The following is a 24553-nucleotide window of genomic DNA, read 5'->3' as shown; positions in this document are numbered from 1 at the left end:
ACAAGCTCCCTGCTGGTTTGTGGCACCCCCTGGGCATTGCCTGTACTTGATGCCCACCCCTTCCATCCATAAGTCCTTGAACACCTCGCGAATGCCTGTGTGGCAGTTGATGCCAATAATTACCCCACTAGGCCTCTCACCAGCACCAACGAGAACAACAGCCCAATCCACAGACCATTACGGATCAAGTCAATGTAACATCCAAACTAGATAACCAATCATCATGCCCCTAACAGGAAGCACCATGGATAACAAGTTGAAGGGCAGCTTGGCTCTTGCTGCTATCGCAGTGAGCGGCTGGTTCTACTACACACCGTATATGGCAGTACATGGTATGCAAGATGCAGTCCAAGAACGCAATGCGACGAAGCTAGCCAGCTATGTCGACTTTCCTGTCGTCAAAGAAAACCTGAAGGCCGAGTTGAACGGTCAGATGCTGCAGAAACTGCAGGGAAACCCGTTTGCCGCGGTAGGGGTTGTTTTTGCCGGAGCCTTGGTCAATGCCATGGTTGATGCGATTGTTTCGCCTCAGGGGCTCGCCATGATGATGCAGGGTGAAAAACCCCTGCCCGCGGCCACTGCAGAAGCCACGGATTCCAACATGCAGAAACAGCCCAATGAAGCGGACAAAGTCGAGTTCAAGATGGGCTACGACGGACTCAGCCAGTTTACGGTCAAGGTCTATCAGCGCGACAAACCGGATCAAACAATCAACCTGGTTCTGCAGCGACACAATCTGGTGTCGTGGCATCTGACCGAGATTCGCCTGCCACAATAACCGGATACCTTTCAAGGCCAACTTTGGCCGATCTGCAGCCAGCCCATCAAGGCACTGGCCGGACGTCGGCCAAAGCGGTCGATCGTCAGTACGAGTGGGAATGTCTGCAATCGACCCACTGCTGCTTTAGCCACGAGAGTTACTAGAGCAGCTATCTGAGTGGAGCAATCTTACAGAACGAACGTTCAAGGACTCCAACTCGGCCTGAGCTATCGCTCGCCGTCAGTTCGACATTTGTCGGTTGCCCCGCTGTTTGCGTATGGAATAAGCTAAGATGCGTAAAGATGATGGGATATATGGAATATAACTATGTGCCAAATAAATATTGGAAACGGTTGCGGGGGTAGAGGGGCGGGAGATATTCGAGAGTTTCTATCCCGATGCCTGAACTGCCGCATCCCACCTCGATGCCAATGAACTGCAGCTTTGCCGGGACCGACGCTCTCATGGGAGTTTTTGCGCGATGACTAGGCTTCTGGTACGTCTGTCGGCATGGTTTGCCCGTCGCCGTGCGAGGAAGCGTGCAGAGGCTTCAAGGGCTGAACTGCCGGATGGCGGTATCGGTGCGGAGGCACCAATCCGGAAAGCTTCCGAGGATCGCCTAAGAAGGACCAACTTCGCGGACCGGATAGCCGGCGTGCTCTCGGAGCTCAGTCTGCGCGAGGGCCGGGTGTTTGCAATCCGCGGAGGGTGGGGCTTCGGCAAGTCCTCCCTTAAGAACCTAATCACCGAGCGGCTTGACGCCAGCGACGGAGCGGACTGGCTTGACTTCAACCCCTGGCAGTGGGGCGACGGCGACGCGATCGCCCGTGCCCTCTTCGGCCAGATAGCAGATCGTCTAGGGGGAGAGCATTCGAAGCCAGCACTCGCCCGAGCCGAAGCGCTGCGACGCTACAGTGCGATCCTCACAGGGGCCAGTGCGCCGCTTAAGAAGACCGGGGATTCGAACCATTTCATCTCGACGATACTGACGAACGTTTCGGTAATCGCCGTAGCTTCGGCCATAGGTTTCAACCTACCGAAGGCAGCAAAGGTGGCGGCCGCTCTCGCCGTCCTCTCGGTCGGCACGTCCCTGCTGGGGCGCGTGCTGTCGTATCTCGGGCGCGACCGTGGCAACGAACCGCTCGGCAAGGTGCGCGAAGCGCTGGAGGATCGGCTTCGCGAACTTGACCGGCCGCTGGTCGTCTTTGTCGACGACATCGACCGACTCGAGCCCGAGCAGATCCGGTTACTCCTACGGCAGGTAAAAGCAAACGCCAATCTACCAAACATCATCTTTGTACTGCTGTTCCAGCCCAGCATCGTAGAACGGGCTCTCGATCCGGTCGCTGATGGCGACGGTCGCGCCTTCCTCGAGAAGGTCGTGCAGGCTAACTTCGACTTGCCGGCGGTCCCGGCGTCGATTGTGCATCGTCTATTCGGGGAAGAACTCTCCGAGTTGGCGGGGATCTACGCAACCGAGGAGAACGGGTTCTCGCAGAGACGCTGGGGTAACGCCCTAGTTGGCTGTATTCAGCCTCTGCTGCGTAACATGCGTGACGCTCGCCGACTGACCTCATCCATCGCCGTGCATATGCCATTGCATGCATCCGGCGAGGTGTTCGAGGTGAATATTGTTGACTTCCTTCTTCTGGAGGCACTCCGGGTCTTCGAACCCGGCCTTCACGAGGCGTTGTTCCGGGAGAGGGAGCTGGTGCTTCAGGAACGCCGCTTCCTGGGCTATGGCAGACGAGATGCGGACAAGGCGGCAGCCGAGCGGCTGCTCGGTATTGTATCGGAAGAGCGTCGCGTCATCGTCCGGGACGCGCTCAAGGAACTGTTCCCACCTCTCGAATGGGCATACGGGGGCACGAACTACGCGGATGGCTTCCAAAACAATTGGTTGACCGAAAAACGGGTATGTTCTTCGCGCTACTTCCCGCGTTACTTCGAACTCCAAACAGCTGTCGGCGAAATGTCGGAAAGCCGTTTCGTCACGTTCCTCGAGGCGACGGAGACTAAGGATGGGTTTGCTGCCGCGATCACCGCTTTAGAGAACGATGGCCTACTGCTCTCGCTTGTCGTGAGACTCGACGAGTCGGTCGACCGCCTCCCAGTTGAAAATGCCGCTGTGCTGTTGCCAGGGATGTTTGAGATTGCCCAGAAAATCGTGGACCAAGGCAAAGCCGATCACTTCAGTTCGCCTTGGGTTTCAGCATGGCGAGCAACGAGCTGGTTCCTGAAGCGAATTCCGCAGGGGAGGCGAGATGGTCTGGTACTCGAGGCTCTCCGCCAGACCAAGGCGCTGTCCATCGCTGCAATCCTGATCCATCTGAACGATCCAGCTGATCGGAATGAGGGTGACGCCTTCGATCCGGCGCTTGACCTCGACACTGTTAAGGCGATGAAGGCCGAATGGCTGCTGCTGATCAGGAGTCGGGCGACGGACGTCGACGCGCTGACCGCTGAATCGGATCTCGTGTCCCTGCTCTACCGATGGAGGGACTATTCGGGCTCATTGGACGAACCTCGCGAGTGGATGGTGAGGGCAATCCGGACCGATCAAGGCTTCGCAAGAATGGCCTCTCGCATGATGAGCCGGGGCACGACCCACTCGTTGGGGGATCGGGTCTCCACGCCGCACTACAGTTTTAACAGAGAGACCATCGACGATTTCATCGGCATCGGCGTGGCGAAGGCTAAATGCGACGTGATCAATTCCGCAGAATTCCCCGAGTACGAAGAGGCCCTGCGAACGTTACATAGATCTCTTGAGAAGTGGCTCGGGCTAAGAGAGTATGTCCCATTCGATTTCTAACGGGGGACTGTCGATACGGAACCGGCCAGAAAGGTGTGCTACGCACCATATTGCGGTAGTTATTGTGGTTCCGTCAGTCAATCGATGTCGAAATTCAATTGTCTCCTTCTTTTGTCTATGCGGTCATTGAATTCACTGGCAGTTAGTGTCCTTACTCTAAGACGGTTCGCAGAGCTTTGGCATGGTGTCCTTGTTAGCAGTTGCAGTCGTGAGCCCTGACCCGGAATAAAGGCCATCCGAAGGGAAACGGGGGTGACAGCTGCACTTCGGCCACCTCCCGCTCGAGCCTCCGATAGGGACAATGCGTACACCCTCGTACCGTTGGGTGTAACTTCCGGAAGGTTGGCCCCGGATGCAGGGATGATCCACCCGACCGTAACCAGAGCACGACATGAGTCATTGCCTGGAGATGCTTGTAAGCAACCGCATTGCTTTCGGATCCGTGGTGAGGTGCTGTGGCAACAACCCATCCACGAGGTTCCTGCCGCCAATCCAACAAGTTCTGCCTGTAACCAGGTCCATCTCCCAGTGGAGAGTCTCCGGTGAACACCACGCCGAGCCCATCTGGCCATTCCCAGGAATTGGATGACAAGAATACTAAGCTCTCTTCGTTCACCGGTGTTAATCGAACCATGTACTTCATCACGTTGATTGGGCGCGGAGGTACCACGAGTTCGACTGCGTTCAAAGGAATCAGCAGGCCCGGCTCCCCTCCAGATGCGCGACGTGTCTTGGCGAATTCGCCGAAGTCAAACCAACGCACTTTGACGTTGTAGCGAATTGCCTGAACCGCGATCTTGCGGATCCGCTCTGCGGTGTCGATCAAACTGATCCAGAAAGCGGCCCACCGCCGATCCAACGCTCTCCTTGCTGCACGATACCTGACTAGCCGCCGCCCCCTGATGAATGCTTTGGCCGAAGCAGTCGCATTGGCTGCATCGAGTTCAAGATTTGCAGCTTGAGTCTTCAACCATGCCAGACCCGACTCCATATCCTGGCGTTCTGGATCGGCACGAACTCCATCGCCCACGCGATTAAGTTGGAAATTGCGCCGCTCCTCGGCGATGCGGGCATGCACGCGCGACTCGAACTTGTCGTCATCCTCATCGTGGTTGTACGCCTCTTCCGACGAAAACTCGTCAAGCTCCGCCACTAGTATGTCTACCACCCGCTGAGGGCTTTGTAAGAGTGCTGGCAGTGAGTCCGCCCAGGAACCTGGCAGCCAAAACTCGTCGACCCGAACTGAGGATTTTTCCAGCAGATCCGTCAGGCCGCCAGCGTGGTCCTTATCTGCATGCGTGCAGACCACGATATGTAGATGGTTGACAGCCACACTGGGAGCGGAAAGTGCCGCAATCAATGCCCGACTACCATATCCACCATCCACCAGGATGTTCCGGTCCCCACGCCGAAGCAGAAACGAGTCACCTGCAACTGGCAATGCCAAGAGCTTATTCATTCATTTCCCCATGTATTTAAAGAGTATGCCTGCACGTGGGGGAGACTGCAGCCCTTGGCCGAAGGTGTGCGGCCCGAGCTTGGTACTATGGGGAGAAGACGATCAATGGATACGTGGCCGGCAGTTGCAGCAAACCATCCCCGGCGCAGCCCTACGAGAGATTGCCTGCGCAGGGCATTTGGTACAAGAGGATGCGCCGGGGGGCTATCGTGGCTGTGTTGCTGGGTTTTCTTTCCAGGTAAGGGAGAATGCCCGGTTTGTAACTGGGAGCCGTCGTTCCGGAGATTGGCTGGGACGGCCGCTCTGGCCGAACTTCAGACGCACTCTCAGTGATCAGGAGGGGGGGGGAGCACCACCAGCACAAGGAGCTAGAAATGGGCAGCGACGACAAGCACCGCTGACCAGACTCACTGGAATCTGCAGGTCATAAACCACTACCAATTTCGAAATTGGTGAAGATTGTTAAAAGGAAACGCGGTAGATTGACGGTAATACTGTATTTTCAATACATGAATAAGACATGATCTCATTACCGTCCTATCGTTTTCGCTTTTTAGGCGAGTGGCTATTCCTGGCCTGTTGTCTGGTGCTGGCAGGTGGCGTGGTGGCATGGTCATTGTTTGAAGAGCATCAAGCCGTAGACCACCGTGAGCAGCTCCACCTGGCGGCACAAGCGCAGGTCGTCGAGGCCAATATTGGCCGTCAACTGGATGCTCTCAGCCGGACGCTGAACAACGTCATTCAGAATGTGCCGACATGGCACAAACAAAACACGGTCGTGGTGGCCGGAAGCCTACGATTGAAAGCATTTGCCGACGCCATGGTCGGTATCCGCAGCTTCTCGATCATGGATAAGCACGGTGTGATCCGGGCGAGTAGCCGAACAGACCTCATAGGCAGGGGCTTTGCTGATCGCCCCTACTTTCAGACGGTGCTGAAGCAGCCTGACCCCTCCACGCTTTATGTCAATGCGCCGTTCAAAACCGAGCAAAACATCTGGTTGCTCACCGTCGCGCGCATGATACCGGGCAAGGATGGTCATTTTGATGGGCTGGTGATCGCCTCACTTGATCCTGAGGAATTCCGGATTCTGCTTTCCTCCGTCAACTATAGCCCCGACATGATGACGGGCCTGGCTCATGGCGATGGGGTGCACTTCATGATGATGCCGGAACGCAAACATCTGGTCGGTACGAATCTGAGCCAAGCCGAACCGCTCTTCAATCGCTACAAACAGAGCGGCTTGAGCGCCATGGTGATGACCGGCTTTTCACCTGCACTCAACGAAGAACGGATGGTGGCGCTACGCACGATCCGACCCGCCGCGCTCAACATGGACAAGGCATTGATTGTTGGTGTCAGCCGCAGTACAGAAACGCTCTATTCTGGTTGGTATTCGATGGTGCAAGTCTGGGGCAGTGTCTATGCCATTCTGGCGCTGTTCAGTACGGTGATGCTCGCCATCTGGCAACGCCGGCGTCAGCGGGAAACGGAGAGTGCGGCTCGTGCTGCCGCGGCCTTGCGTGAACAAAACACCAAGCTGGCAGAGGCGAATGTTCAGCTGGAAGCACAGAGTGCGCAACTCCACGCCCTGGCGTTTCAGGATGGCCTGACCGGCATTGCCAATCGTCGTCATTTCAACGAGCGGCTGCAAAAAGAGTGGCGCGACTGTCGACGGCATCAGACCCATCTCACTCTGCTCATGATCGATATCGATCATTTCAAACTGTTCAACGATCACTACGGCCATCAGGCCGGCGATGACTGTCTCAAACTGGTGGCCAAGTCGCTGCAAGAACGCTTGTGGCGCGCACACGATGTGGTGGCGCGCTATGGCGGCGAGGAGTTCGTCTGCTTGTTGCCCAACTGTGAACCGGTGCACGCCAAGGCCAAAGCCGAGCAGCTACGCATGGCGATTGAAGCATTGGGTATCCCGCACGCGGCGTCGCCAGTCAATGGCATGGTCACCATCAGCATCGGTATTGCCACTCAGGTGCCGGGGAGCAACAGTTATCCTGAGCAGCTGCTTTCCGCCGCCGATAAAGCGCTGTATGCGGCCAAGGTTGCCGGGCGAAATCGGGCTGTCGCAGACGAGAACACTAACCTCGACCCACAAGCCATTGCCGACTAAAGCAATGTGGCCTCCCATTTGGATGGCTACTCATCAGCCTTCACGCTGCAGGAAAATCAGGATCCCCAGTAACCACTTGCTCTAACCCCAGTAATGCCAACTCAGCTTGTTTCCGACTCTCCCCTGGGAAAAAATCAATGTCGGATAATGAGGCAAAGGTTGCCCTTAGCTTGCGAACTTGCGTGACCGCTTCGGTTGCCGAGCTTGCAGCCAAGCTGTCTCTGATGGCGGCGATCCTGGCCACGAGAATTGCATAGTCATTTCCCCGGTCAAACCGCTTGGCAAAATCACCTCCACTCGGTTCCTCAATACTGATCACAAAGGCAAGCCCCTTTGCCAAACGGAAGTCTGACGCAACCGTCTCCAGCATCGTGCGACAGGCGTCGCTTTCTGGCATGAGATAGATATCATCGCGAAGAACGGCAGCTCCTGCCTCTTCAAGACGATGGCGTGCCTGTCTCTGATTCGGGACACGATCAGAGGGGGAGCTAGTGACGAGTGCGATCCATTTGCTCATTTAAGTCAGCACTACCTGTTTATGCAGGGAAAATAAAAATATAGTTGATGCCCAATAAAACAATGTTACGGGCAAGACTGGCGCGGTGCTTCTTCAGCGGTACTGTCACCAATATGCTTTGGCAGATGGCTGTTCCCGAACCATATGTTTTTATGAGGACTTAATCAATGTCGCTTGCATTTCAGGGATGTAGAGGCGCTGCATATTGCGGCCGTCATTTTTAGCTTGATAAACCGCCAGGTCGGCCTGCTTCAGCAAGGTCTGGGCTGTTTCTTCCTCACCATGGAACAGCGTAATGCCAATGCTGGCGGAGCAATGCCATGTCAGTGTTTCCAGTACAAAGGGCTGGCTCAGTGCGGCCAGCACTTTACGGGCCACACACTCCGCCTGAGCGGTCGCATTGGCGTACTCCTCGTCCAGTGCCTCCAGAATTAACACGAACTCGTCACCGCCCAAGCGTGACACAGTGTCGTTCTTGCGCACGCAGTCAAGCAGTCTGGTGGCAACCTGCTGCAGCAACAAATCACCTTTGTCGTGGCCCTGGGTGTCATTGAGCAGCTTGAACTTGTCCAGATCCAGAAACAGCAGTGCGGCATGCTGCTTGCTATGGGCACTAGCCGGCAGCGCCTGCTGCAGGCGATCCAGTAACAGGCGTCGATTAGGCAGCCCGGTGAGCGGGTCGTAGAACGCCAGCTGCCTGATCAGCTCTTCAGCCTCTTTGCGCTCGGTGATGTCGATGAAAGTGTGTACGTAGTGCGTGACATTGCCTTTCTGACCATGAACCGCACTGATAGCGGTTAGCACCGGATAGCAGTCGCCATTCTTGCGCTGATACAACAGCTCACCCCGCCACTGACCATCACGCTGGGTGCACTCCCGGATGAAAGCTAGCCGGGTGAAATCTGGGTCGGCATGCAATAGTTGCGGCGCTTGACCAAGCACGTCGCTACTGCTGTAGCCGCTGATACGAGTAAAAGCCTGATTGACCCGTAGAATTTTGTCATTGGCATCGGTCACGGCCATGCCTTCCTGTGATTCAAATGCCGCGGCAGCGATGCGCAGTTCATCATCGGCTCGTTTGCTGTCGGTGATGTCCGTGATAAAGCCGTGCCACAGCACCGAACCATCCGGCTCGCGTTGTGGCACGGAATTACCGTACAGCCAGCGTATGCTGCCATCGCTGAACTTGAGGCGATACTCGTGTCGCCAAGGGCTCAGGTCATGGGCGGAAGTGAAGATGGCGGCACGCAAGGCATCGACGTCGTCCGGATGAATAATGGCTTCCAGCACAGAATCATCGTCACGCACCTCCTCCGGGCCGACCCTGAAAATGCCGCGTATCGCCTCGCTGGCGTACGGGAAGCAACTGCTGCCATCCGAACGCAGTAGATACTGGTACACCACCCCGGGGACGCGGCTGGCGATCTTGTGGAGCGTCGCTTCATTGTCCTTGCGCGCGGTAATGTCCAAGTGCGTACCGGTCATTCGCAATGGCTGCAGGTTGTGATCCCAACCTACAATCTTGCCGCGCGACAGTACCCAAATCCAGGGTCCCTCTTTATGCCGCAGACGAAATTCGATATCGACGCTACTGCTCTTGCCGCGCAGATGTGCAGAAAGTGCTTCTTGGTATTTGGTAGCATCGTCAGGGTGAAGCAGCGAACGCATGCCTTTGGCGCTGGCTGGCAGTTCTCCCGGGCGATAACCCAGCATCTCGGCCAAGCGCGGGTTGTGAGTGAAGCGACCACTGGGTACGTCCAGATCCCACAGCCCCAGATCGGCACCGGCCAGTGCCAGCACCATGCGCTCCTCGCTTTGCGCCATGCTGTGCTCCAGTCGCACGCGCTCGGTAATGTCTACCGATGCCCATAGCGACTCTCCGGTCTCCAGGCGGAGAGCGGTACCACTTAAATCGACCCAGACAGATGTGCCATCCTTGCGTACCCGCTCTACCTGGGTGCGGTAGATTCCCCCTGCGTCCAGGATTGCCGCGGCCTCTGCATTGAAGTTTTCATAAGCATCATCACTGACAAAATGACGACGGTAGGGAACGCCGGCCAACTCACCAGGCTCGTAGCCAAGGATGTTTTCCATTGCCGGGTTGGCCCAGACAATGGTCTGCTCACGAGCGGTGGCGATACCGATCAGGTCGTTGTCCAGAATCGCCTTTTGCTCGGCCAGCAGGTATTCCATCTGCTGTTGGTTGCGCTTGCGTTCGGTAATGTCCTCAACGAGGGACCAGATATAGTGCTGACCGTCAGCACCAAGAATGGTCATGCCATTCAGCTCCAGTGTCACCAGGCTGCCATCCTTGCGCCGGTACTCCTTCTCATAGGGACCATAGCGGCCGGTCTGCTCCAGCATCGCCAGTTGCCGGGCCTCGTCGGCTTGGTAGCGCTTCGGCGTCAATTCCCAGTAGTCCAGCGCCTTGAGCTCGGCCTCGCTGTAGCCGCAAATCGCGCGGAATGCCTCGTTGAACTCGATGAAACGGCCGTGACTATCAGTCAGCGCAATCCCGAGTGGGGAGAGTTCGTACAGGCCACGAAGCTTTTCTTCACTCGCACGCAGCGATGCTTCCATCTGCATCCGCTCCGCCTGCAGCGCGGTAATCAGCAGGCCGGTGATGACGGTGGTGGCCATATAGCACCACAGTAGCGTCAGGCCGACATGGATATCGGCCTGCGCGAAGGCGCCAGAGCCGTTGGCCGCACCCCAGGCTGCCGTGACGGAAAACCCGAGTCCGGCGACCGTGGCACCGACAATTCCGAAGCGGACGGCGGCCCAGGCCAACATGGGCAGCGTGATAAAGGCCAGTGGCAGGGTGCCGCCAAGTTGCGAGAAGTGATAAATGAATGCCAGCCAAGCTATCGCACACGCTGCAGAGCCCCACAGTAGCAACTCCACGGGAGAGCGCTGTTGCGACTGCCAGTTGCCTCGAATCAGACTGAGTACCAGTGGTGCGGCCAGTAGCACTCCAACGGTGTCCCCCATCCACCATGTCAACCACGCGAAAGCGGCGCCAGCTAGCGGTAGCTGTTCTGCTGCCACCAGGCTGGCAACCCCGCCACTTGCCGGCAGCAGCATTCCGAGACCCGCTGCCGCGACAAAAAGGCCCACATCCCGTTGGCGTTCGAATGCTGGACGGAAGCCAGTCCGGGTTAGCAGGGTCGCAACCAGGAGTGGGCCGAGGGTATTGCCGATGGCAATGGTTGCGGCTAAAGCAGGGGGAGAGCCAATAGATAGATTGGTGAGCAGCGCCCCGAGGTAGATACCCGGCCAGGTGTATTTTCCCCAGCCCAGCAAAGCGGCAACCGAAATTCCGGTAGGTAGCCAAATCAGGGTGATATGTGCGCCGACATTGGGAAGCAGCAGTCCCAGCCAGCCCGTGGCGAAGTAGGCTAATGCCAGCAGCAACGCCCGGGATGGCGTGAGAAATGGCTCAGGGAGAGAGATTTTCATCGGCAGAAGCATCGCATCCATGAGGCGTAACGATTATTTGTGACCATACAACGGCATATTTTGAACATGCACTCCAAATATCCGTCATCCAATCCATGGCGGCAGTCTATCCTTTTTCAACCTTGGGGTCACGGCGACTTTTGGGGAGAGTTTTAACAAAACCTATCAAATTAAGTGTGAGCAATACTTGTCCCTGAGTTCCCCAATTTTTCTAGACGCTTCGGTGTTCAACACGGGGAAAACCGTTCTTTACGACAAAGCGGTCCGCAGCATTACTACACGAGAAGACCATTTCAGTATGGCACCCCTGCCCTATGTTTCCTGATACCTTCTGCCATTTACCGTACGGCTTAACTGTCAACTCGGCACTTCCACAGCTTGGCCAGTGCCGGTAAGTGACGTGCCTCTACCGTCATTTGTGCTGGGCTAGCGATGCGGTTTGCCTCTGGCACGCTACTGGCATCGCGACCGAAGCGGATGGTCAGTGGGGTGGTGATGTCGTCGCCATGCTGCACCACGATAGCAGTATCGCCTTGCTCCAGCTTAACGAAGCTGCCCGGCGGGTACAGGCCGACTTCCTTGATCAGGCAATCGACCAGTTTGGCATCGGCCAGCGTATCGCGCTGCTGGAACAGTTGTACCATCGCGCTCTTGGGTAGCTGTGGGTGGCGGTAATGGCGTGGATGCAATCGAGCCATGACCATATCGGCGACATGCAGCATGTGAGCAACTGCGCTGATCTTGCTACGGCTGAAGCCAAATGGATAACCCTTGCCGTTCCATTGCTCATGATGCTCCAGAATCGCCAGGTGCCAGATCTCGTCGTCAATACCGACCTCCCGCAGCATGGCCGAACTGGTCAACGGGTGCAGATGCAACTGCTTCGCCTGCAAGGTAGATAGCACCTCTTCCTGATGACTGAGCTGCTGCTGCAGGTGAACCATCGCGATATTCATCGTCAGCGCGGCACAGACCAGTGACTGAGCCGTCGCATCCGGTAACGCCAACCGTTCAGCCAGCCGCGCCACCAACAAGGCAACATGTACGGCATGGGCATGGGTGTAGTGCGAATAGGGCAACAAGAGACCTGCGGCCAATGTCGCATCTGGTGCATGGCTGGCCAGCAGGCGCAGACTGGTAGCCAGTGCGCGCACCTGTTGCTCTGTAGCGTCATTATCCAGAAGCCGGGTGGTCAGCCATTGTAGTTGCGCATACGCCCACGGTAACGCAAGAAACGGGTTATGTTCGTGCTGCTCCGGGCAAGCCGGCTGCGGGTCGTGATAATGGCTTCTGGCCACCTCCTACAGATGCTGCTTTTCGGTGGCGGTCAGCCAAAATTCGATATCACCACTCTGGGTCAGGCGATTGTGAACGTAGAGTGAATCTGGCAGGTAATGCAGCATGACAACAGCTCCGTAGGCACTCCGTTTAGTGAAATCCCCTTTGCATGGGGCATGCATGCTCTACCGGTGGCCGGTACCAGATCAAGGCTGGGCTGCCTGCGATTATGCCTAAAGCGCCGGTGCGGTGCGTGAGTCCCCCTTACAAGTGATCTGCCCCACTTCTTCTACCAACAGGCTGCCTGCCGAATTGGGGCGCGCCGTCCTTGACTTTACCCGCCCCCTCTTGAACACACGAACCATGCGTGGCGATCATCCTTGGACCATTCCCTACGTCGGTCGAAGCGGTGGTCACATCTGGGGGAGCAGCTGATGTACCTGTGGGCACGCCGGCGAGCAGAAGAACAGACCTACCAGATGGGTACGCTACTGCCGGGAATATCAGGAGCAAACTGGTGTGGCTGCTGCTGGTGCCAATGGGCTAGTTAGGGCCCATTTGTGCAAAGACCCAGCCTGCGCTTCTTGTTGCGGTTCCCCTACATCGTTAAATGACATTGAATTGAAATTTGTTTCAACAATGATAACGATTTGTATTTGAATTGTTGTTATGACTAGAATCGGCACTTCACTAGATGCTCGCTTGCTTAAAGCTGGGGAGCGAACTCAACCCGCCATGATGACTAGCCATGCTGCTTGCCACCCCACTCCGGTTTGCCCGGGGTATGCTTCCCGCCAACTGGCACCAGTTATCGTCCTTTTTCAGCCGTAGCACTACGAATACAGCCTGGCGTGGCGGAATCAAACTGGTCGGGCACAAGCAACTGTCTAATCAAGTGCCCATTCGTACGCTACCGCTTGCCGGCCAGGTTGTGGCGGTGCCACTGCAGCATGGCCGTAGCCTTGCAGAGCCTTGCGTTCACATCGGACAGCAAGTACTCAAGGGGGAAGTGATTGGACGCGGGGGCGCAGCGATCGTCTGGGCGCACGCCTCCACTTCCGGCACCGTAGTTGCGATCGATACCTGTCACCCTGCCGATGGTGAGCAGCCCCTACCTGCAGTTCACATTGCGGCAGATGGGCAAGAGCGTTGGGCGCCACCTTGTTTTCCCCCTCACCCCCTCACGGTGCCTGCCTTGGCCGAGTTCGCGCTGCGAATGGGATTGGTTGGCCTGGGCGGCGCGGGTTTCCCCACCGGGATAAAACTGGCCGGCACGGCGCATCCTCTCGATATGCTGCTGATCAACGGTGCCGAGTGCGAGCCATTTCTCACCTGTGATGACCGGCTGATGCGAGAGCGTGCCGCCGACATCGTGGCCGCTGCCGCGCAGTTGGCCAAGGTATACGACATTACTCAAGTGCGTATCGGCATTGAGCCCAACAAACCCCAGGCGATGACCGCCTTGCAGCAAGCGACAGTCAACGCCGATCGCCGTATCGAAGTCCGGGCCCTGCCACTACGATACCCGGCCGGCGGCCAACCCTTGCTGGTGAAAAGCCTGACTGGCCGTACGCTGGCTCCCGGCAGGTTGCCAGCAGAGGTCGGTGTCCTCGTTCTCAATGTTGCAACGGTGTACGCATTGGGGCGTGCGCTGCTGCACGGCGAGCCGCTAGTCAGTCGCATCGTTACCCTGAGCGGCGCGGTAACAAGCCCGGGCAATATTGAAGCGCCCATCGGGCTTCCAATTTCTACCTTATTGGCCGCAGCACAGCCCCATGGTACCGGTGACATTCAGGTCGGCGGGCCGATGATGGGGCGAGTGCTGGCCAACTCTGCCGCGGTGGTCAGCAAAACCACGAGCGGTCTGCTGGCCCGCTCCGAGTCCCTATTTCCTCCCCGTGCCGCGACACGTCCCTGCATCCGTTGTAACCGCTGTGTTGACGTCTGTCCGATGGCGCTGCGGCCACTACAGTTGCTAAGCGCCTGTGAACAAGAAAACCATGCGTTGCTGCAGCAGGAAAAACTGACGGCCTGTATCGAATGTGGCGCCTGTAGCCAGGTATGTCCAAGCAGCCTGCCGTTACGTGACAGTTTTCGTCACGCCAAGCGCACTATTTGGTTAGGGATACGGACATGAGACTGCAACCGAAGACCGTACCGGGCATCATGCTTGCCGTAGTGATCGCGCTGATTCCTGGCACGCTGTTGCATGCTTGGCAATTTGGCTCGGTAGTCTGGTTACAGACGGCTTGGTGTGTCCTGTTTGCATTGCTTGTGGAGGCTGTCTGTCTACGCGTGCGTGGACAATCGCTTTCTCACGGGCTAGGTGACATGAGCTGGTTGCTCTGCGGTTGCTTGATGTCACGTGCACTCCCCTTGCTGGTGCCGGCATGGCTGATGTTGCTGGCAACCGTGGTTGCACTCGGAGTGGTAAAGCACGGCAGTGGCGGGCTGGGAAAGAATTGCCTGAATCCAGTGATGGCAGGGCTGGGCGTTGTCGCGATTTGCTTCTTCCAGTTTCTGTATCCGGCACCGAACTTTCACAGCCCGTGGAGTGCCCATCTTGATTTCTCGGCAGTGTTGCAGCAGCAACTGCAGATCGTACCGCCGCTGCAATTGGATGCACTCAGTAGTGCGACGCCCCTGGCTACGGAATTACTCGACGCACCGGCTCCCTATCTCTCTTGGGCAGGTTATTTGGCCGGCGGACTGATTCTGGGGCTGTTGAGAGTCAGTCGACTGGAAATTCCGTTGGCCATGATGGGCAGTTCGGTACTGCTTTGTATGCTGGCAGGTCATACGTTACCGGAAAGCCTGCACAGCCTGACCCTTGGCGGTTACCTGTTTGCCGCCTTCTTCATCGCCACGGATCCGGTTACCAGCCCGGATTGCCAGCTTGGCCGTATCTTCTTTGGTGTCCTGATTGGGATGGTTACTGAGCTAGTCCGCGAGTTTGGCCTTTACGCCGATGGACTGTGCTTTGCAGTACTGGTTGCCAACCTGATGGTGCCACAGCTCAATCAATGGGCAAGATATCTCAACCCGCCAGGCCGAGGGTGGCAGTCACCCTCATGAACCTTAGCCCTTCCGTCGCCCATGGGGCGGCCACTATGTTTCAACTAACTTGGATCGGTTCAAGACGTCATTCGAGCATGGATTGTGCACCGGGCTTTCAGTATGAGACCGCCCAATGCCAGTACAAACAATCCGGCTCCCGTGTAGAGGGAGCGTCTGAAACTCCGTGTAAACCGGCTATTACCCATTGATTCTCAGAGCGGCCGTTTTGGCCGACCTGCTGCCTGACGGCCGTGAGTCGCGGCAGGCCGTCGGCCTTATATGGGGTTCCACATAAGGCCGAATTCCAGATCTTCCTCACTCACGGATCAAGATTGGCTGCCATCAGCACCATACAACTAGTGATTTGACAATCTTGATTTTCATTAAGGCTTTACGTAATAAGAATGATTTACATTGGCAAATATTCAGTTATTGCATAGCCTGCCAGTTAATTACATGAACATTGAACTCGACCGCCGGCGCTTCCTCCTCTCCCTTGCCGCTCTCGGTATCCTGCCGCACGCTGCTCTTGCTGCAGGTTCTAACGCTCAAGGAGGGTCCACGACTCTTATTGGCGCTGCCTGGCGCGGCCCCAACGCGAGTGATGCTTACTATGCAGGAGTACTGGCGGCAGACTGGGAGCGTAAAACCCTGGAGATCCGCTATCAGCTGGCACTGCCGGGGCGGCCGCACGGCCTGGTACCCGAGGCCGGCGGCGGGTTACTGGTCAACGGACTGCGTCCCGGCACTTGGCTGTTGCGTTGTGATGGTAACGGCAAGGTGCTGCAGCAGATTGATGTGAGCGCCGAATCTGCCTCGGTACGGTTGAGCGGCCATATTGCCGTTGGCAGCGAGTTCCTTTACACCACCGAGATCGACTACAAGAACGATCAGGGCCGTATCGGCGTACGCGATCGTCACAGCCTGAAAAAACTGGATGAATGGGCCAGTGGTGGCATCGAGCCGCACCAGGCATTACTTGATGATGCGGGCAATCTGGTGGTGGCCAATGGCGGTGTGCGGCGCACGCTGGCAGACAAGAAATATGATCTGCAGCACATGGACTCCTCGCTGGTCAGGCTGGATGGCCGTAATGGCCGTCAGCTGGGCCAGTGGAAGCTGGACGATCAGCGCCTCAGCCTGCGCCACCTTGCCTGGAGCCGCTCACCGGAGGCGGACAAAACATACCTTGGCATTGCGATGCAGGCGGAGCATGACAGTGCGGAGCTTCGCGTTGCAGCGCCCAATCTGGCGGTTTTTGATGGCGACACGCTGCGTACGCCAACCCGTGACAATGACGGCTACGGTTATGCCGGAGATATCGTTGCTGCCTATAACGGCGGCTTTGTACTATCTAGCAACAAGGGGGGCATGGCAAAACTCTGGCACCCCGGCGAGCCTGACAAGCTGCTGACCATTGTCGAAATGGAGGAATCTTACGCACTTGCGGACTGGCATGGCCCCAATCCGGGGGGCGGGGTATTGCTGGCAACGGCAGTCGGACTGGTTCGCTGGCATATTGCGGCCAAGCCGGTATTCCTGCCTTGGCCCAAGCCGATGGCACTCGATAACCATTGGGTACTGGTGGCGTGAACATGATTGGTAAATTCATTATTGCTTTAGCCGCCGTCTATCATGTCATAGCTACCGTCGCGGCCATGATGGCGATATTCCATTTTGCCCGTACCCTGCGCGGCGAGGAAAACGGTCACCCGTTCTGGCGTCATGTGTTCAACTGGGGCGAGACTCACCTCTGGATTTCAGGCGCCATCCTGATCGGTGCCGGCATCTATCTGAGCAGCTTCGCCGAGTATCTGAACAATCCCAAGCTGTGGACCAAGGTCAGCCTGGTTGTGCTATGGGCGGTTACCTCCTATGCCATCAGAAGATCTTCTCGTGGCGCTTCGATGGCACGGCGCAACCTGCTGTTCGGCATTTCCAGTGGCAGCCTGCTTTACGGCACCTTCTTGGGCGTCGCCAAGCCGCTGGCTTATGGCGTTCTGCCTTTCCCGTGGTTCCTGGCCGGATTCGTGGCAACCATCGCCCTTTGTACCATTGGTGTAGTCAGGATGCTGCCACCGGTGACTCAGATCCAAAAGCATACTCACGATCCAGTGTAATGGGCCATTCTGTTTGTAAATGAAACTGGCTTGGTGAACTCTCCAGCCAAGTTCAAGATGTTGTCCCGTTTGCTCCCATTACAGCCTTCACTTTGATGATTTCTTCCAAAAAAAAAAAGAACACCCCCCACGGGTGCTCTGAATGCCCTACCACCACCCAAACAGGGTGCTGGCCAGGCTGGAGAACTTGCTGGACACATAGTCCCAGCTGTCTTTGATCACCGTTTTGACGGCCGAGGCAATCGACTCCCACAAACCTTGCGATGAGCTTTGCCACGCTTGGTTCGAGACGTTTTTCTGTTTCGCTTCACGGGTGAAACTCCATTTTTTTTCGTTGGGCAGCAGGGTGACGATCTTCTCTACCAACTCGACCAGACCATAGCCCTCCTCTGCGGCGATGGCACAGACCTGGCTAGCCGGTAGCTTGAACAGGCGCCGTATCTGTTCCACCTTGGCGGTGATATTGAGCCCCTGACAAGGCCCGGGATGGTTCTTGCGCCAGTCCCACTCGCGGCAGGGCTCTACCTTGTCGGCCTGGCTGACCACGAACATGACCGGAATGGCACTGTCCCAGATGAGCGGCAGTAACACTTGCTGGTAGAAGTGCTCGTCGATGCTCAGCGCCCGGTCGTCCCCCTTGATTACCCACAGCACCAGATCCAGCTCCGGTAGTAGTTGACGGTAGAGCTCGGCATATTCCGTATCCCGCGCTTCGCTTTCGCCGACGCCAGGCATATCGATCAGTGACAGTCCTTTCCCCTCCTGCATCGACCAGTCGATTTCCTGGGGAGCTCGGGTGCACGCTTCGACAGCACTGGTCTCGGCGATGTCACGGCCAAACAGCGCATTGCACAAGCTGCTCTTGCCGGCACCGGTCTTGCCCATCACGCCAATGGTGGCATGGTAGTTGACCACCTGATGGATACGCTCTCTGATTTGCTGCAGCTCCTCCAGCGTCAGGCGGACGCCACTACTCTGTAATACGGCAATCAATTCTTCGGGCAGGCGGGGAGGAATGCCGACCTGGGGCTTGCTGGTTTCCATGGAAAAAACTTTCTCGCCGATTTTCGACGTAAAAAAAGCCACCTTTGCAAAGGTGGCTGGTGATCTGGACTCGCGTGGCTAAGTGCCACATTGGCTGTTGGCTGACGCCAGGGTCTGGACGAACAGGTCAGGGAGTTTCAGGGTGCTTTTTATCTGGGTATCCAGCGCACGAAACTCTTCATCGGTGTACTGCTTTTCCAATGCCGTCATGATGCAGTGGCAACGCGTGGCACTACTCTGCCCCGATGCCGTGCAAGCACGCATGTAATTCGCGGCCACTTCCTGACTAAATCCCTCCCGACCTCCACACCCAACCAGTAATACCCCACAGAAGGCCATGACTGGCAGCAGGAGCACTCGCACAGTCGTGGCTACCATTCGGTACGGCAGGGGTAGGTTTTCGACTGGCTGGATGGCAACACTTTCGCGGCGCCAGTCAGTGGCAAGAGAATCTTTTGACCATTCGGCAGTTTTGCCACCAGGGTCTTCCCTTTGCGTAGCGCGGCCCAGGTCGCCTTGAAAATGTCACTCCCCACTCGTGACTCCGTCTCGTAGGACTCCCCCATGTCTCGCCCATCGATCACCAGGGAGAAGCCTTGCGCGGCGCCATAGCCATACTGGCGACCGTTGACCGTCAGTTGCATCCGCGCCGGCTCATCGCCACAGGCGATATAGAGCTGGTTCTGCTTGGCATCGACCACGGTGTACTCGCTCACCCCCTGCCCCCACCCACTCGACCAGCGCCCCACTTCGCCAAATGCCAAGGCGCCACTGCTGATAGTCAGCCCCAGCAGGGCCAACGTGATACGGTTTTTCATGCTTATCTCCTTATCGACGGCTACTAGTAGTAGTAACCAAACTTCATCATCACGGTCTGGTAGATCCAGAGACCAATGACCCAACCAATCACTTGCGGCCCGCACAGCCAAAATATCCGCTTACCAAACATGTCCAAGCTATTCGAGGCCAACAACACATCCGGATGCACAAAACGGCGGAAGGCCTCGCCAGCCACGACGCCGGTACCGGTACAAATCGAACCGATGACAAAGGTCAGGACGTACCACATGAAGCCAAGGTGGTGATTGGTGGTAAACAGCACATACAGCGTGAAAAAGGCAAACAGCGCAGTACACAGTTGGTACTGACGAATCGTACGAGTAGACATAGCACTTCCTTTCTTTGATGGGTAAGACCCGGCTATCGGGTCAATCGGCTTCTCGATTCGTAAATCAACCTTTAAGGTTGAATATCAACCCGAATGGCACTTCATGTCAATCGGTTGCCACACCACCATTCAGGTTGAAAGGTGGGTAACATGATGAAGGTGGATGAAAAAGCATTGGCCAAGGTGATCGGCAAAGCGATTGCCCGCCATCGGTTAGCTGGTGAATTGACACAGGAACAGGTCGCCGAACGACTGAGTATCGGCAACGAGGCGGTGTCGCGCATGGAGCGTGGAACGGTGATGCCGACGGTGGCTCGGTTGGTGGAGCTAGCCGACATCTTCAATTGCGAAGTCACGGAGCTGCTGAATGAAGTCAGCCCTCGGCTGCAGGATCAAGCCCAGCATCTGAGCCAGCTGCTGACGCAACTGGATGATGCGGATCGCACCCTTGTCATTGAGGTGGTGGAGAAGCTGGTGCAGCGTTTGGGGAAAGAAGCGTAAATCCCAAAGAAATGCCCCCGCGGTCAGGAAACCGCGAGGGCCAGCCAGTATGACAAACCAGCAGGTAGCATCAAGAGCGTGAGGAGACACCAGACATCACTTCAACATAGTGACGACCGTGGGTTTCTTCAAACGGATACGGCTGAACAGGTCGTTCTGTTTCCTAAGCTTGATTGGCCTTCCCCAGCTGCCGTGTCAGCCGAGTGGTTCGTGTGGGGGTGGCCGGCTTGCTGCCCTCGCCTGCGGTCTCCGAGTCCGGATAGAACTCTTCCAGCAGTTGCGGCACCTCCTCTTCGGTGTCTTCAAACTGGCCGTTCTGCAGCAGCTGTTTGGCGGCGGCTTCCAGTTGCACGGTATCGATGCCCGCCTCCAGCGCCTGTTCCGCCTCCACTTTGGCCTGCGCCACCACTTTGGCGAGCTCATCGCCGTCACGCAGCGTCAGGTCGACGAAGTACACCGGGGTGCGGTAGGACTGGGTGGTGGTCTTGGCACGTAGGCGTAACAGCAATGGCAGGTAGTGGGTCAGCCCGCCGCTGAGCGCTTCGAAGTACTTCAGCCGGGCGGCCAGAGTGCGCACCGAGTTGTAGCCGGTGGTGCGGAAGATGAAGGTGCCCAGTGCGTCCTGCTGCCCGTCCACCTGGACGTTGAGGCGGCCGTACAGCTTGCAGCCGACACTCTGGCCAAATGGGCAGCGATCCGGCCCGGAACAGGTCACCTCCTCCAGTCCTTCCTTGCTGCTACGGCGCGCGGTTTCGCCATTACCGACACACAGCGGCCGACCATTACTGCGGTCGAAAGCACTGTATTCGGCACGCAGGTTCAGTTCGCTGCTGTTGAACAGCAGGCGCACGGGAATGGCGCGGATCTTGCCGTTGCTGGCCTGGTCAACCAAAGGTTGGTGCAGCGGATGCAGTAACCAACCGTCGCGGTTCTGCACCTGAGTGGTGAGGGTAAAGCTGTCGTCCTTCTCCGGCAGCCACTTGTGGTCCTTCTGCACCAGCTTGCCAATGCTGATGCGCCCGATCACGGGCGGGGTGATGGCGAGTCCCTTGATCATGCTGATTTCCTTTCGGTGTGAATGACAAAGCGGCGGCTGCCACTGACCGGCTTGCGGTACTGCTGCAGCAAGTCGGGATGGTCGGCAGTCAACCGTTCCAGATCCGTCTGTTCGCGGTCCTTGGGTTTCTTCCAGCTGATGCGGCCGGCAGCGAACACGGCACCGGTGGCCTCACCCAGCACCGTCTGCAGCTGCTGCTTGGCTTGCGCCTCTTGCTGCTCCAGTGCTTCCCTGCGTTCCCGCAACGCCAGCAGGGTATGGAACAGGCGATTGCCGTCGGTGGAATCGGACAGGTCGAGGGTGGTGCCGTTGTCGCGCGGGAACAACCAGTTCAGTGCCTGGCCGGCATCCTCGGAACCATCCGGTGGCGGCGGTTGATCGAAGCGCACCAGTGCCCAGAAGTCCTGTTCCCGCTCGATCAGGTCGCGGATTTTGTCGTCATCGCGTTCTACCCGGTAGATGCGGAAGTCCTGGCCGCCGATCAGCACCGCCACATCGGCCCAGTTGAGGCCGGTGACGGCGAGTTGGTGCAGTACCTGGCACTGGTAGGCAACGGGGATACCCTCTTCCCACTGCGGCGCACTGTGATAGCTGGCGGTCTTGATCTCTAGGATGCCCTGCCCCAGTTTTGGACAACGCACCGCACGATCCAGGTTGGCCAGCATGTGGCTGTGCTCGGCATGTTGCAGCACCGCGTTGACACGGCGCACCCGGCGCCCGGTCTGTTCGGCATAGACATTGGCCAGCACCGGTTCCAGTACCGTGCCCCACAGCACCGCCTGTTTCTCAGACAGGTCTTCCGGCTCGCGGCGGCCAGTCTTCTCCAGCCACAAGCTCAGTGCACTCTTGTACGGTGACAAGCCCACCGCCGACGCGGCATCGGAGGAGCCGATACCCAGCCCCCGTAGCGCCAGCCACTGCTGGCGGGACAGTTCCAAAGTGGATGCCAGGCGCAGCGCCTGGCCGTAACGTTCACGCATGATGAACCTCCATAACGGCATAACGCCCGGCGGGGAACCCCCGGCCGGGCGTACAAGAAAAGGGAAAGTCGGCAACCACAACACGGCAGGAAAGGCACGACCAGCAAGACAACAAGAGGAGAAACAGCGGTGAAGGCAGTCCGGGAGAGGAACAGCAGCACGCCACTGCAGCGTGCGGCCAACGGGACTCAGGCCGGCAGCAACACCGTGGAGGGATCAGTGGTATGGCGCAGCAACACCGCGCGTAACGCGGGCCAGTCTGCTTGCGGTGCCCGCGTGAAAAACTGGCCTGCCAACTGCAGCAGGGTCGCGCTTACCCACTCCCGGCTGGGTGCTGCACCGGCATGCTGGACGATCCAGTCGGCAATGGCCCAGCCCAGCGCCTCCACCACCTCGTAGTGCCACCACCCCGGAAACCCCTCCTGCAGCACCGCCCACAGCTCGGCTTCCAGTTGCACCACCAGCGGTGCGTACTGCGCCAGCTCAGCCTGCAGCTCCCAAGCCCCCCGGCCCCAGAGCGACAGCAAGGTGACCGGCAGGTCCTGGCCGTCGTAGGGCAGCCTGGCGTCGCTCCAGCTGCAGAAGTCACGCAGTCCCATCGCCAGCCCGGTGGCAGCTCGCGCAATGTCCAGTTCGCTGGCCATGGCTCAATCCAGCAGTGCCAGCGCCCGCTGCAGCGCCTGGTCTTTCAGCTGCGCGCCCTGGCCGAACCAGGCAGAATCGAGGCGGTAGTCCTGGCTGCGGGCACGACGGCGATGATCGACATACTCGGTCACCGCATTGACCAGTCCCCAGGCCGTATTGCGACTACTGGACAGCAGCGACCCCAGGCCGCCACCGTCGTACAACATCGACAGCTGCTGCATGGCGCGGGACGACACCGTATCACCCTCATCCTCCGGCAACGGTTCATCCAGCAACTCGGCAAAGTACTGCCGCGCCTCATCCGGCGACACCGGCCGGCGGCTGAGCGCTTTGACGTCGCCGATGAAGTGATCCCACGACGACAGGCCAATACCCAGCGACTCTTTCACCGCCTGCGGGTCAAATACCGTCGAGTGCGGCACCTTCACCGCACCACGCGTTTCACCCACCGCCATCTGCAGCGTGTTGTTGCACACCACCCGCACCGAGGTGAACTGTGCCGTGGTACACAAGGTGCCATCGCAGCTGGTAGCCAACAGCAAATAGGCTTTGACCCGGTCGCCGCCCTTGAGCAGCGTGTCCTGCCCAGTTCGCGCCAGCGCCCACAACTTGCGGCCGCCCTTCAACACCCCCGCCGTTTCCAGCTCAAAACCGCCGGCATGCACCAGGTCGTTGTAGAAGTGCAGCACCTCATGTGGCTGCACCACCTTGTAACGCGGGGACACCACCGACAGTGGCGCCAGGGTATCGGAGCGGTACAGTACCTTGGCGTCACGGTGCAGGCGGATGTGCATGCCATCCTTCGATACATTGAACAGCACCTCGGAGGACTCCAGCGTCCAGTTCATTCCCGCCTCATGCAGCCACACATCGACCGGCTGCTGTTCCGTCAATTGATTGCCCAGCCCGTGCCAGGGCGTAGCCCCCATAAAGGCCATCGATTCCACCAGATGTGACATATCACCTTCTCCATGAAAAACCCCGGACAGTGCCGGGGCGAGAGTTAACGGCCGCCATCAGTTCAGATCGCGGCTTGCTTCAGGAGAGTGATATGTGGCTGAAATTTTATGGAATCGGATGTCTGTAACCTTTTGTCCCTCTCTCAACCACGTGAGGAAATTTCCTGACCTCACCTACTTCGCACAAGTTGCTGCAACAGCAATAAAGGAAACGCCTTGAGATGGTGAGACGCAGAGGGGGCATTCACGCCCCCTCTGCATCACACTCAGCCGCTTACCTTGATGGCGGTAATCACCGCCGCCATGCCTTGTGATTGAAACTCGAACGTCACTTTCTTTCCGACGGTAAGTCCTTTAGCCAGCTCCGGCTTCGCCAGCCTGAACGCCATGGTCATCGCGGGCCATTTCAGTTCTTGCACCGGTCCATGCGCTAGCGTCACGGTACCGGCCTTGGCGTCGAGGGCCTTGATGACGCCCTCGGCATGGGCCATCTGGGCGGACGGTTTCGCCGTACTCGCCATCCCCATATCGGTGGCTTGGGCCGGAAGCATCGCCGTGAGGCCGAAGGCGGTGACAAACAGAATCGAGCGTAACTTGGTCATA

Annotated in this window: 20 protein-coding genes; 8 read left to right on the top strand and 12 right to left on the bottom strand. The window is 57.7% G+C overall.

Annotated features, from left to right (window positions below):
- Positions 1 to 244 precede the first annotated feature (244 nt).
- Together C8E02_RS02705 and C8E02_RS02700 are read left to right on the top strand one after the other, a co-directional pair.
- The gene (locus C8E02_RS02705) at positions 245 to 778 is read left to right on the top strand and encodes a DUF2939 domain-containing protein (protein ID WP_170152082.1); all 534 of its coding nucleotides are present in this window, start codon (positions 245 to 247) and stop codon (positions 776 to 778) included.
- 463 nt (positions 779 to 1241) lie between these two features.
- Positions 1242 to 3575, top strand: coding sequence for a KAP family P-loop NTPase fold protein (locus C8E02_RS02700; RefSeq protein ID WP_120809549.1), 2334 nt, complete (start codon positions 1242 to 1244; stop codon positions 3573 to 3575).
- 193 nt (positions 3576 to 3768) lie between these two features.
- Here the strand turns inward: C8E02_RS02700 and C8E02_RS02695 are convergent, their stop codons facing one another.
- Positions 3769 to 5034 (bottom strand): MBL fold metallo-hydrolase, encoded by a 1266-nt coding sequence (locus C8E02_RS02695; RefSeq protein WP_120809548.1) that lies wholly within the window; start codon positions 5032 to 5034, stop codon positions 3769 to 3771.
- A 520-nt stretch (positions 5035 to 5554) separates the two neighbouring features.
- On the opposite strand from C8E02_RS02695, the gene C8E02_RS17495 reads away from it, so the two are divergent.
- Positions 5555 to 7165, top strand: coding sequence for a sensor domain-containing diguanylate cyclase (locus tag C8E02_RS17495; RefSeq protein WP_211329139.1), 1611 nt, complete (start codon positions 5555 to 5557; stop codon positions 7163 to 7165).
- A gap of 40 nt (positions 7166 to 7205) precedes the next feature.
- Here C8E02_RS17495 and C8E02_RS02680 read toward each other — a convergent pair whose 3' ends face one another.
- The 3 genes from C8E02_RS02680 to C8E02_RS02670 all read right to left on the bottom strand — a co-directional run bounded on the left by C8E02_RS02680 (position 7206) and on the right by C8E02_RS02670 (position 12439).
- A complete protein-coding gene (locus C8E02_RS02680) occupies positions 7206 to 7682 on the bottom strand; it encodes a hypothetical protein (RefSeq protein WP_147424417.1) in 477 nt (158 codons plus the stop codon).
- A 150-nt stretch (positions 7683 to 7832) separates the two neighbouring features.
- Positions 7833 to 11162 (bottom strand): PAS domain S-box protein, encoded by a 3330-nt coding sequence (locus C8E02_RS02675; protein WP_120809546.1) that lies wholly within the window; start codon positions 11160 to 11162, stop codon positions 7833 to 7835.
- Positions 11163 to 11491: 329 nt separating this feature from the next.
- The gene (locus C8E02_RS02670) at positions 11492 to 12439 is read right to left on the bottom strand and encodes an HD-GYP domain-containing protein (RefSeq protein ID WP_120809545.1); all 948 of its coding nucleotides are present in this window, start codon (positions 12437 to 12439) and stop codon (positions 11492 to 11494) included.
- 728 nt (positions 12440 to 13167) lie between these two features.
- Here C8E02_RS02670 and rsxC point away from each other — a divergent pair.
- The 4 genes from rsxC to C8E02_RS02650 all read left to right on the top strand — a co-directional run bounded on the left by rsxC (position 13168) and on the right by C8E02_RS02650 (position 17596).
- Positions 13168 to 14556, top strand: coding sequence for an electron transport complex subunit RsxC (rsxC, locus tag C8E02_RS02665; protein ID WP_120809544.1), 1389 nt, complete (start codon positions 13168 to 13170; stop codon positions 14554 to 14556).
- On the top strand, positions 14553 to 15494 hold the full coding sequence (locus C8E02_RS02660) for an RnfABCDGE type electron transport complex subunit D (protein WP_120809543.1): 942 nt from the start codon (positions 14553 to 14555) through the stop codon (positions 15492 to 15494). Before rsxC ends, C8E02_RS02660 begins: the two co-directional genes overlap by 4 nt.
- A 438-nt stretch (positions 15495 to 15932) precedes the next feature.
- Complete coding sequence (locus C8E02_RS02655) at positions 15933 to 17069, top strand: DUF1513 domain-containing protein (protein WP_120809542.1); 1137 nt, start codon at positions 15933 to 15935, stop codon at positions 17067 to 17069.
- 2 nt (positions 17070 to 17071) lie between these two features.
- The gene (locus C8E02_RS02650; protein ID WP_120809541.1) at positions 17072 to 17596 is read left to right on the top strand and encodes a hypothetical protein; all 525 of its coding nucleotides are present in this window, start codon (positions 17072 to 17074) and stop codon (positions 17594 to 17596) included.
- Positions 17597 to 17743: 147 nt separating this feature from the next.
- Here the strand turns inward: C8E02_RS02650 and C8E02_RS02645 are convergent, their stop codons facing one another.
- From C8E02_RS02645 to C8E02_RS02635, 3 genes are all read right to left on the bottom strand, one after another.
- The gene (locus C8E02_RS02645; RefSeq protein ID WP_120809540.1) at positions 17744 to 18640 is read right to left on the bottom strand and encodes a GTPase family protein; all 897 of its coding nucleotides are present in this window, start codon (positions 18638 to 18640) and stop codon (positions 17744 to 17746) included.
- Between the two features lie 371 nt (positions 18641 to 19011).
- Complete coding sequence (locus C8E02_RS02640; RefSeq protein WP_120809539.1) at positions 19012 to 19458, bottom strand: hypothetical protein; 447 nt, start codon at positions 19456 to 19458, stop codon at positions 19012 to 19014.
- Positions 19459 to 19481: 23 nt separating this feature from the next.
- The gene (locus C8E02_RS02635; protein ID WP_120809538.1) at positions 19482 to 19808 is read right to left on the bottom strand and encodes a hypothetical protein; all 327 of its coding nucleotides are present in this window, start codon (positions 19806 to 19808) and stop codon (positions 19482 to 19484) included.
- Between the two features lie 150 nt (positions 19809 to 19958).
- Between C8E02_RS02635 and C8E02_RS02630 the strand changes: the two genes are divergently transcribed.
- Complete coding sequence (locus tag C8E02_RS02630) at positions 19959 to 20309, top strand: helix-turn-helix domain-containing protein (protein WP_120809537.1); 351 nt, start codon at positions 19959 to 19961, stop codon at positions 20307 to 20309.
- 163 nt (positions 20310 to 20472) lie between these two features.
- On the opposite strand, the gene C8E02_RS02625 is transcribed toward C8E02_RS02630, so the two are convergent.
- The 5 genes from C8E02_RS02625 to C8E02_RS02605 form a co-directional block, all read right to left on the bottom strand.
- Positions 20473 to 21366: a recombination directionality factor gene (locus C8E02_RS02625; protein ID WP_120809536.1), complete on the bottom strand. Its 894-nt coding sequence runs from the start codon at positions 21364 to 21366 to the stop codon at positions 20473 to 20475.
- Positions 21363 to 22346 (bottom strand): YqaJ viral recombinase family nuclease, encoded by a 984-nt coding sequence (locus C8E02_RS02620; protein ID WP_120809535.1) that lies wholly within the window; start codon positions 22344 to 22346, stop codon positions 21363 to 21365. The genes C8E02_RS02625 and C8E02_RS02620 overlap by 4 nt, the downstream gene beginning before the upstream one ends.
- Before the next feature lie 188 nt (positions 22347 to 22534).
- Positions 22535 to 22990 carry a hypothetical protein gene (locus C8E02_RS02615; RefSeq protein ID WP_120809534.1) on the bottom strand — a complete coding sequence of 152 codons (456 nt, stop codon included), beginning with the start codon at positions 22988 to 22990 and terminating at the stop codon, positions 22535 to 22537.
- Positions 22991 to 22993: 3 nt separating this feature from the next.
- Positions 22994 to 23950: a DUF932 domain-containing protein gene (locus tag C8E02_RS02610; protein ID WP_120809533.1), complete on the bottom strand. Its 957-nt coding sequence runs from the start codon at positions 23948 to 23950 to the stop codon at positions 22994 to 22996.
- Positions 23951 to 24216: 266 nt separating this feature from the next.
- Entirely contained in the window at positions 24217 to 24552 is a 336-nt protein-coding gene (locus C8E02_RS02605) for a copper-binding protein (RefSeq protein ID WP_120809532.1), read from the bottom strand.
- Position 24553 lies beyond the last annotated feature (1 nt).

The sequence above is a fragment of the Vogesella indigofera genome (assembly GCF_003633895.1).
Taxonomy (GTDB): Bacteria; Pseudomonadota; Gammaproteobacteria; order Burkholderiales; family Chromobacteriaceae; genus Vogesella; species Vogesella indigofera.
This window is presented reverse-complemented; position numbering and strand designations above follow the sequence as displayed.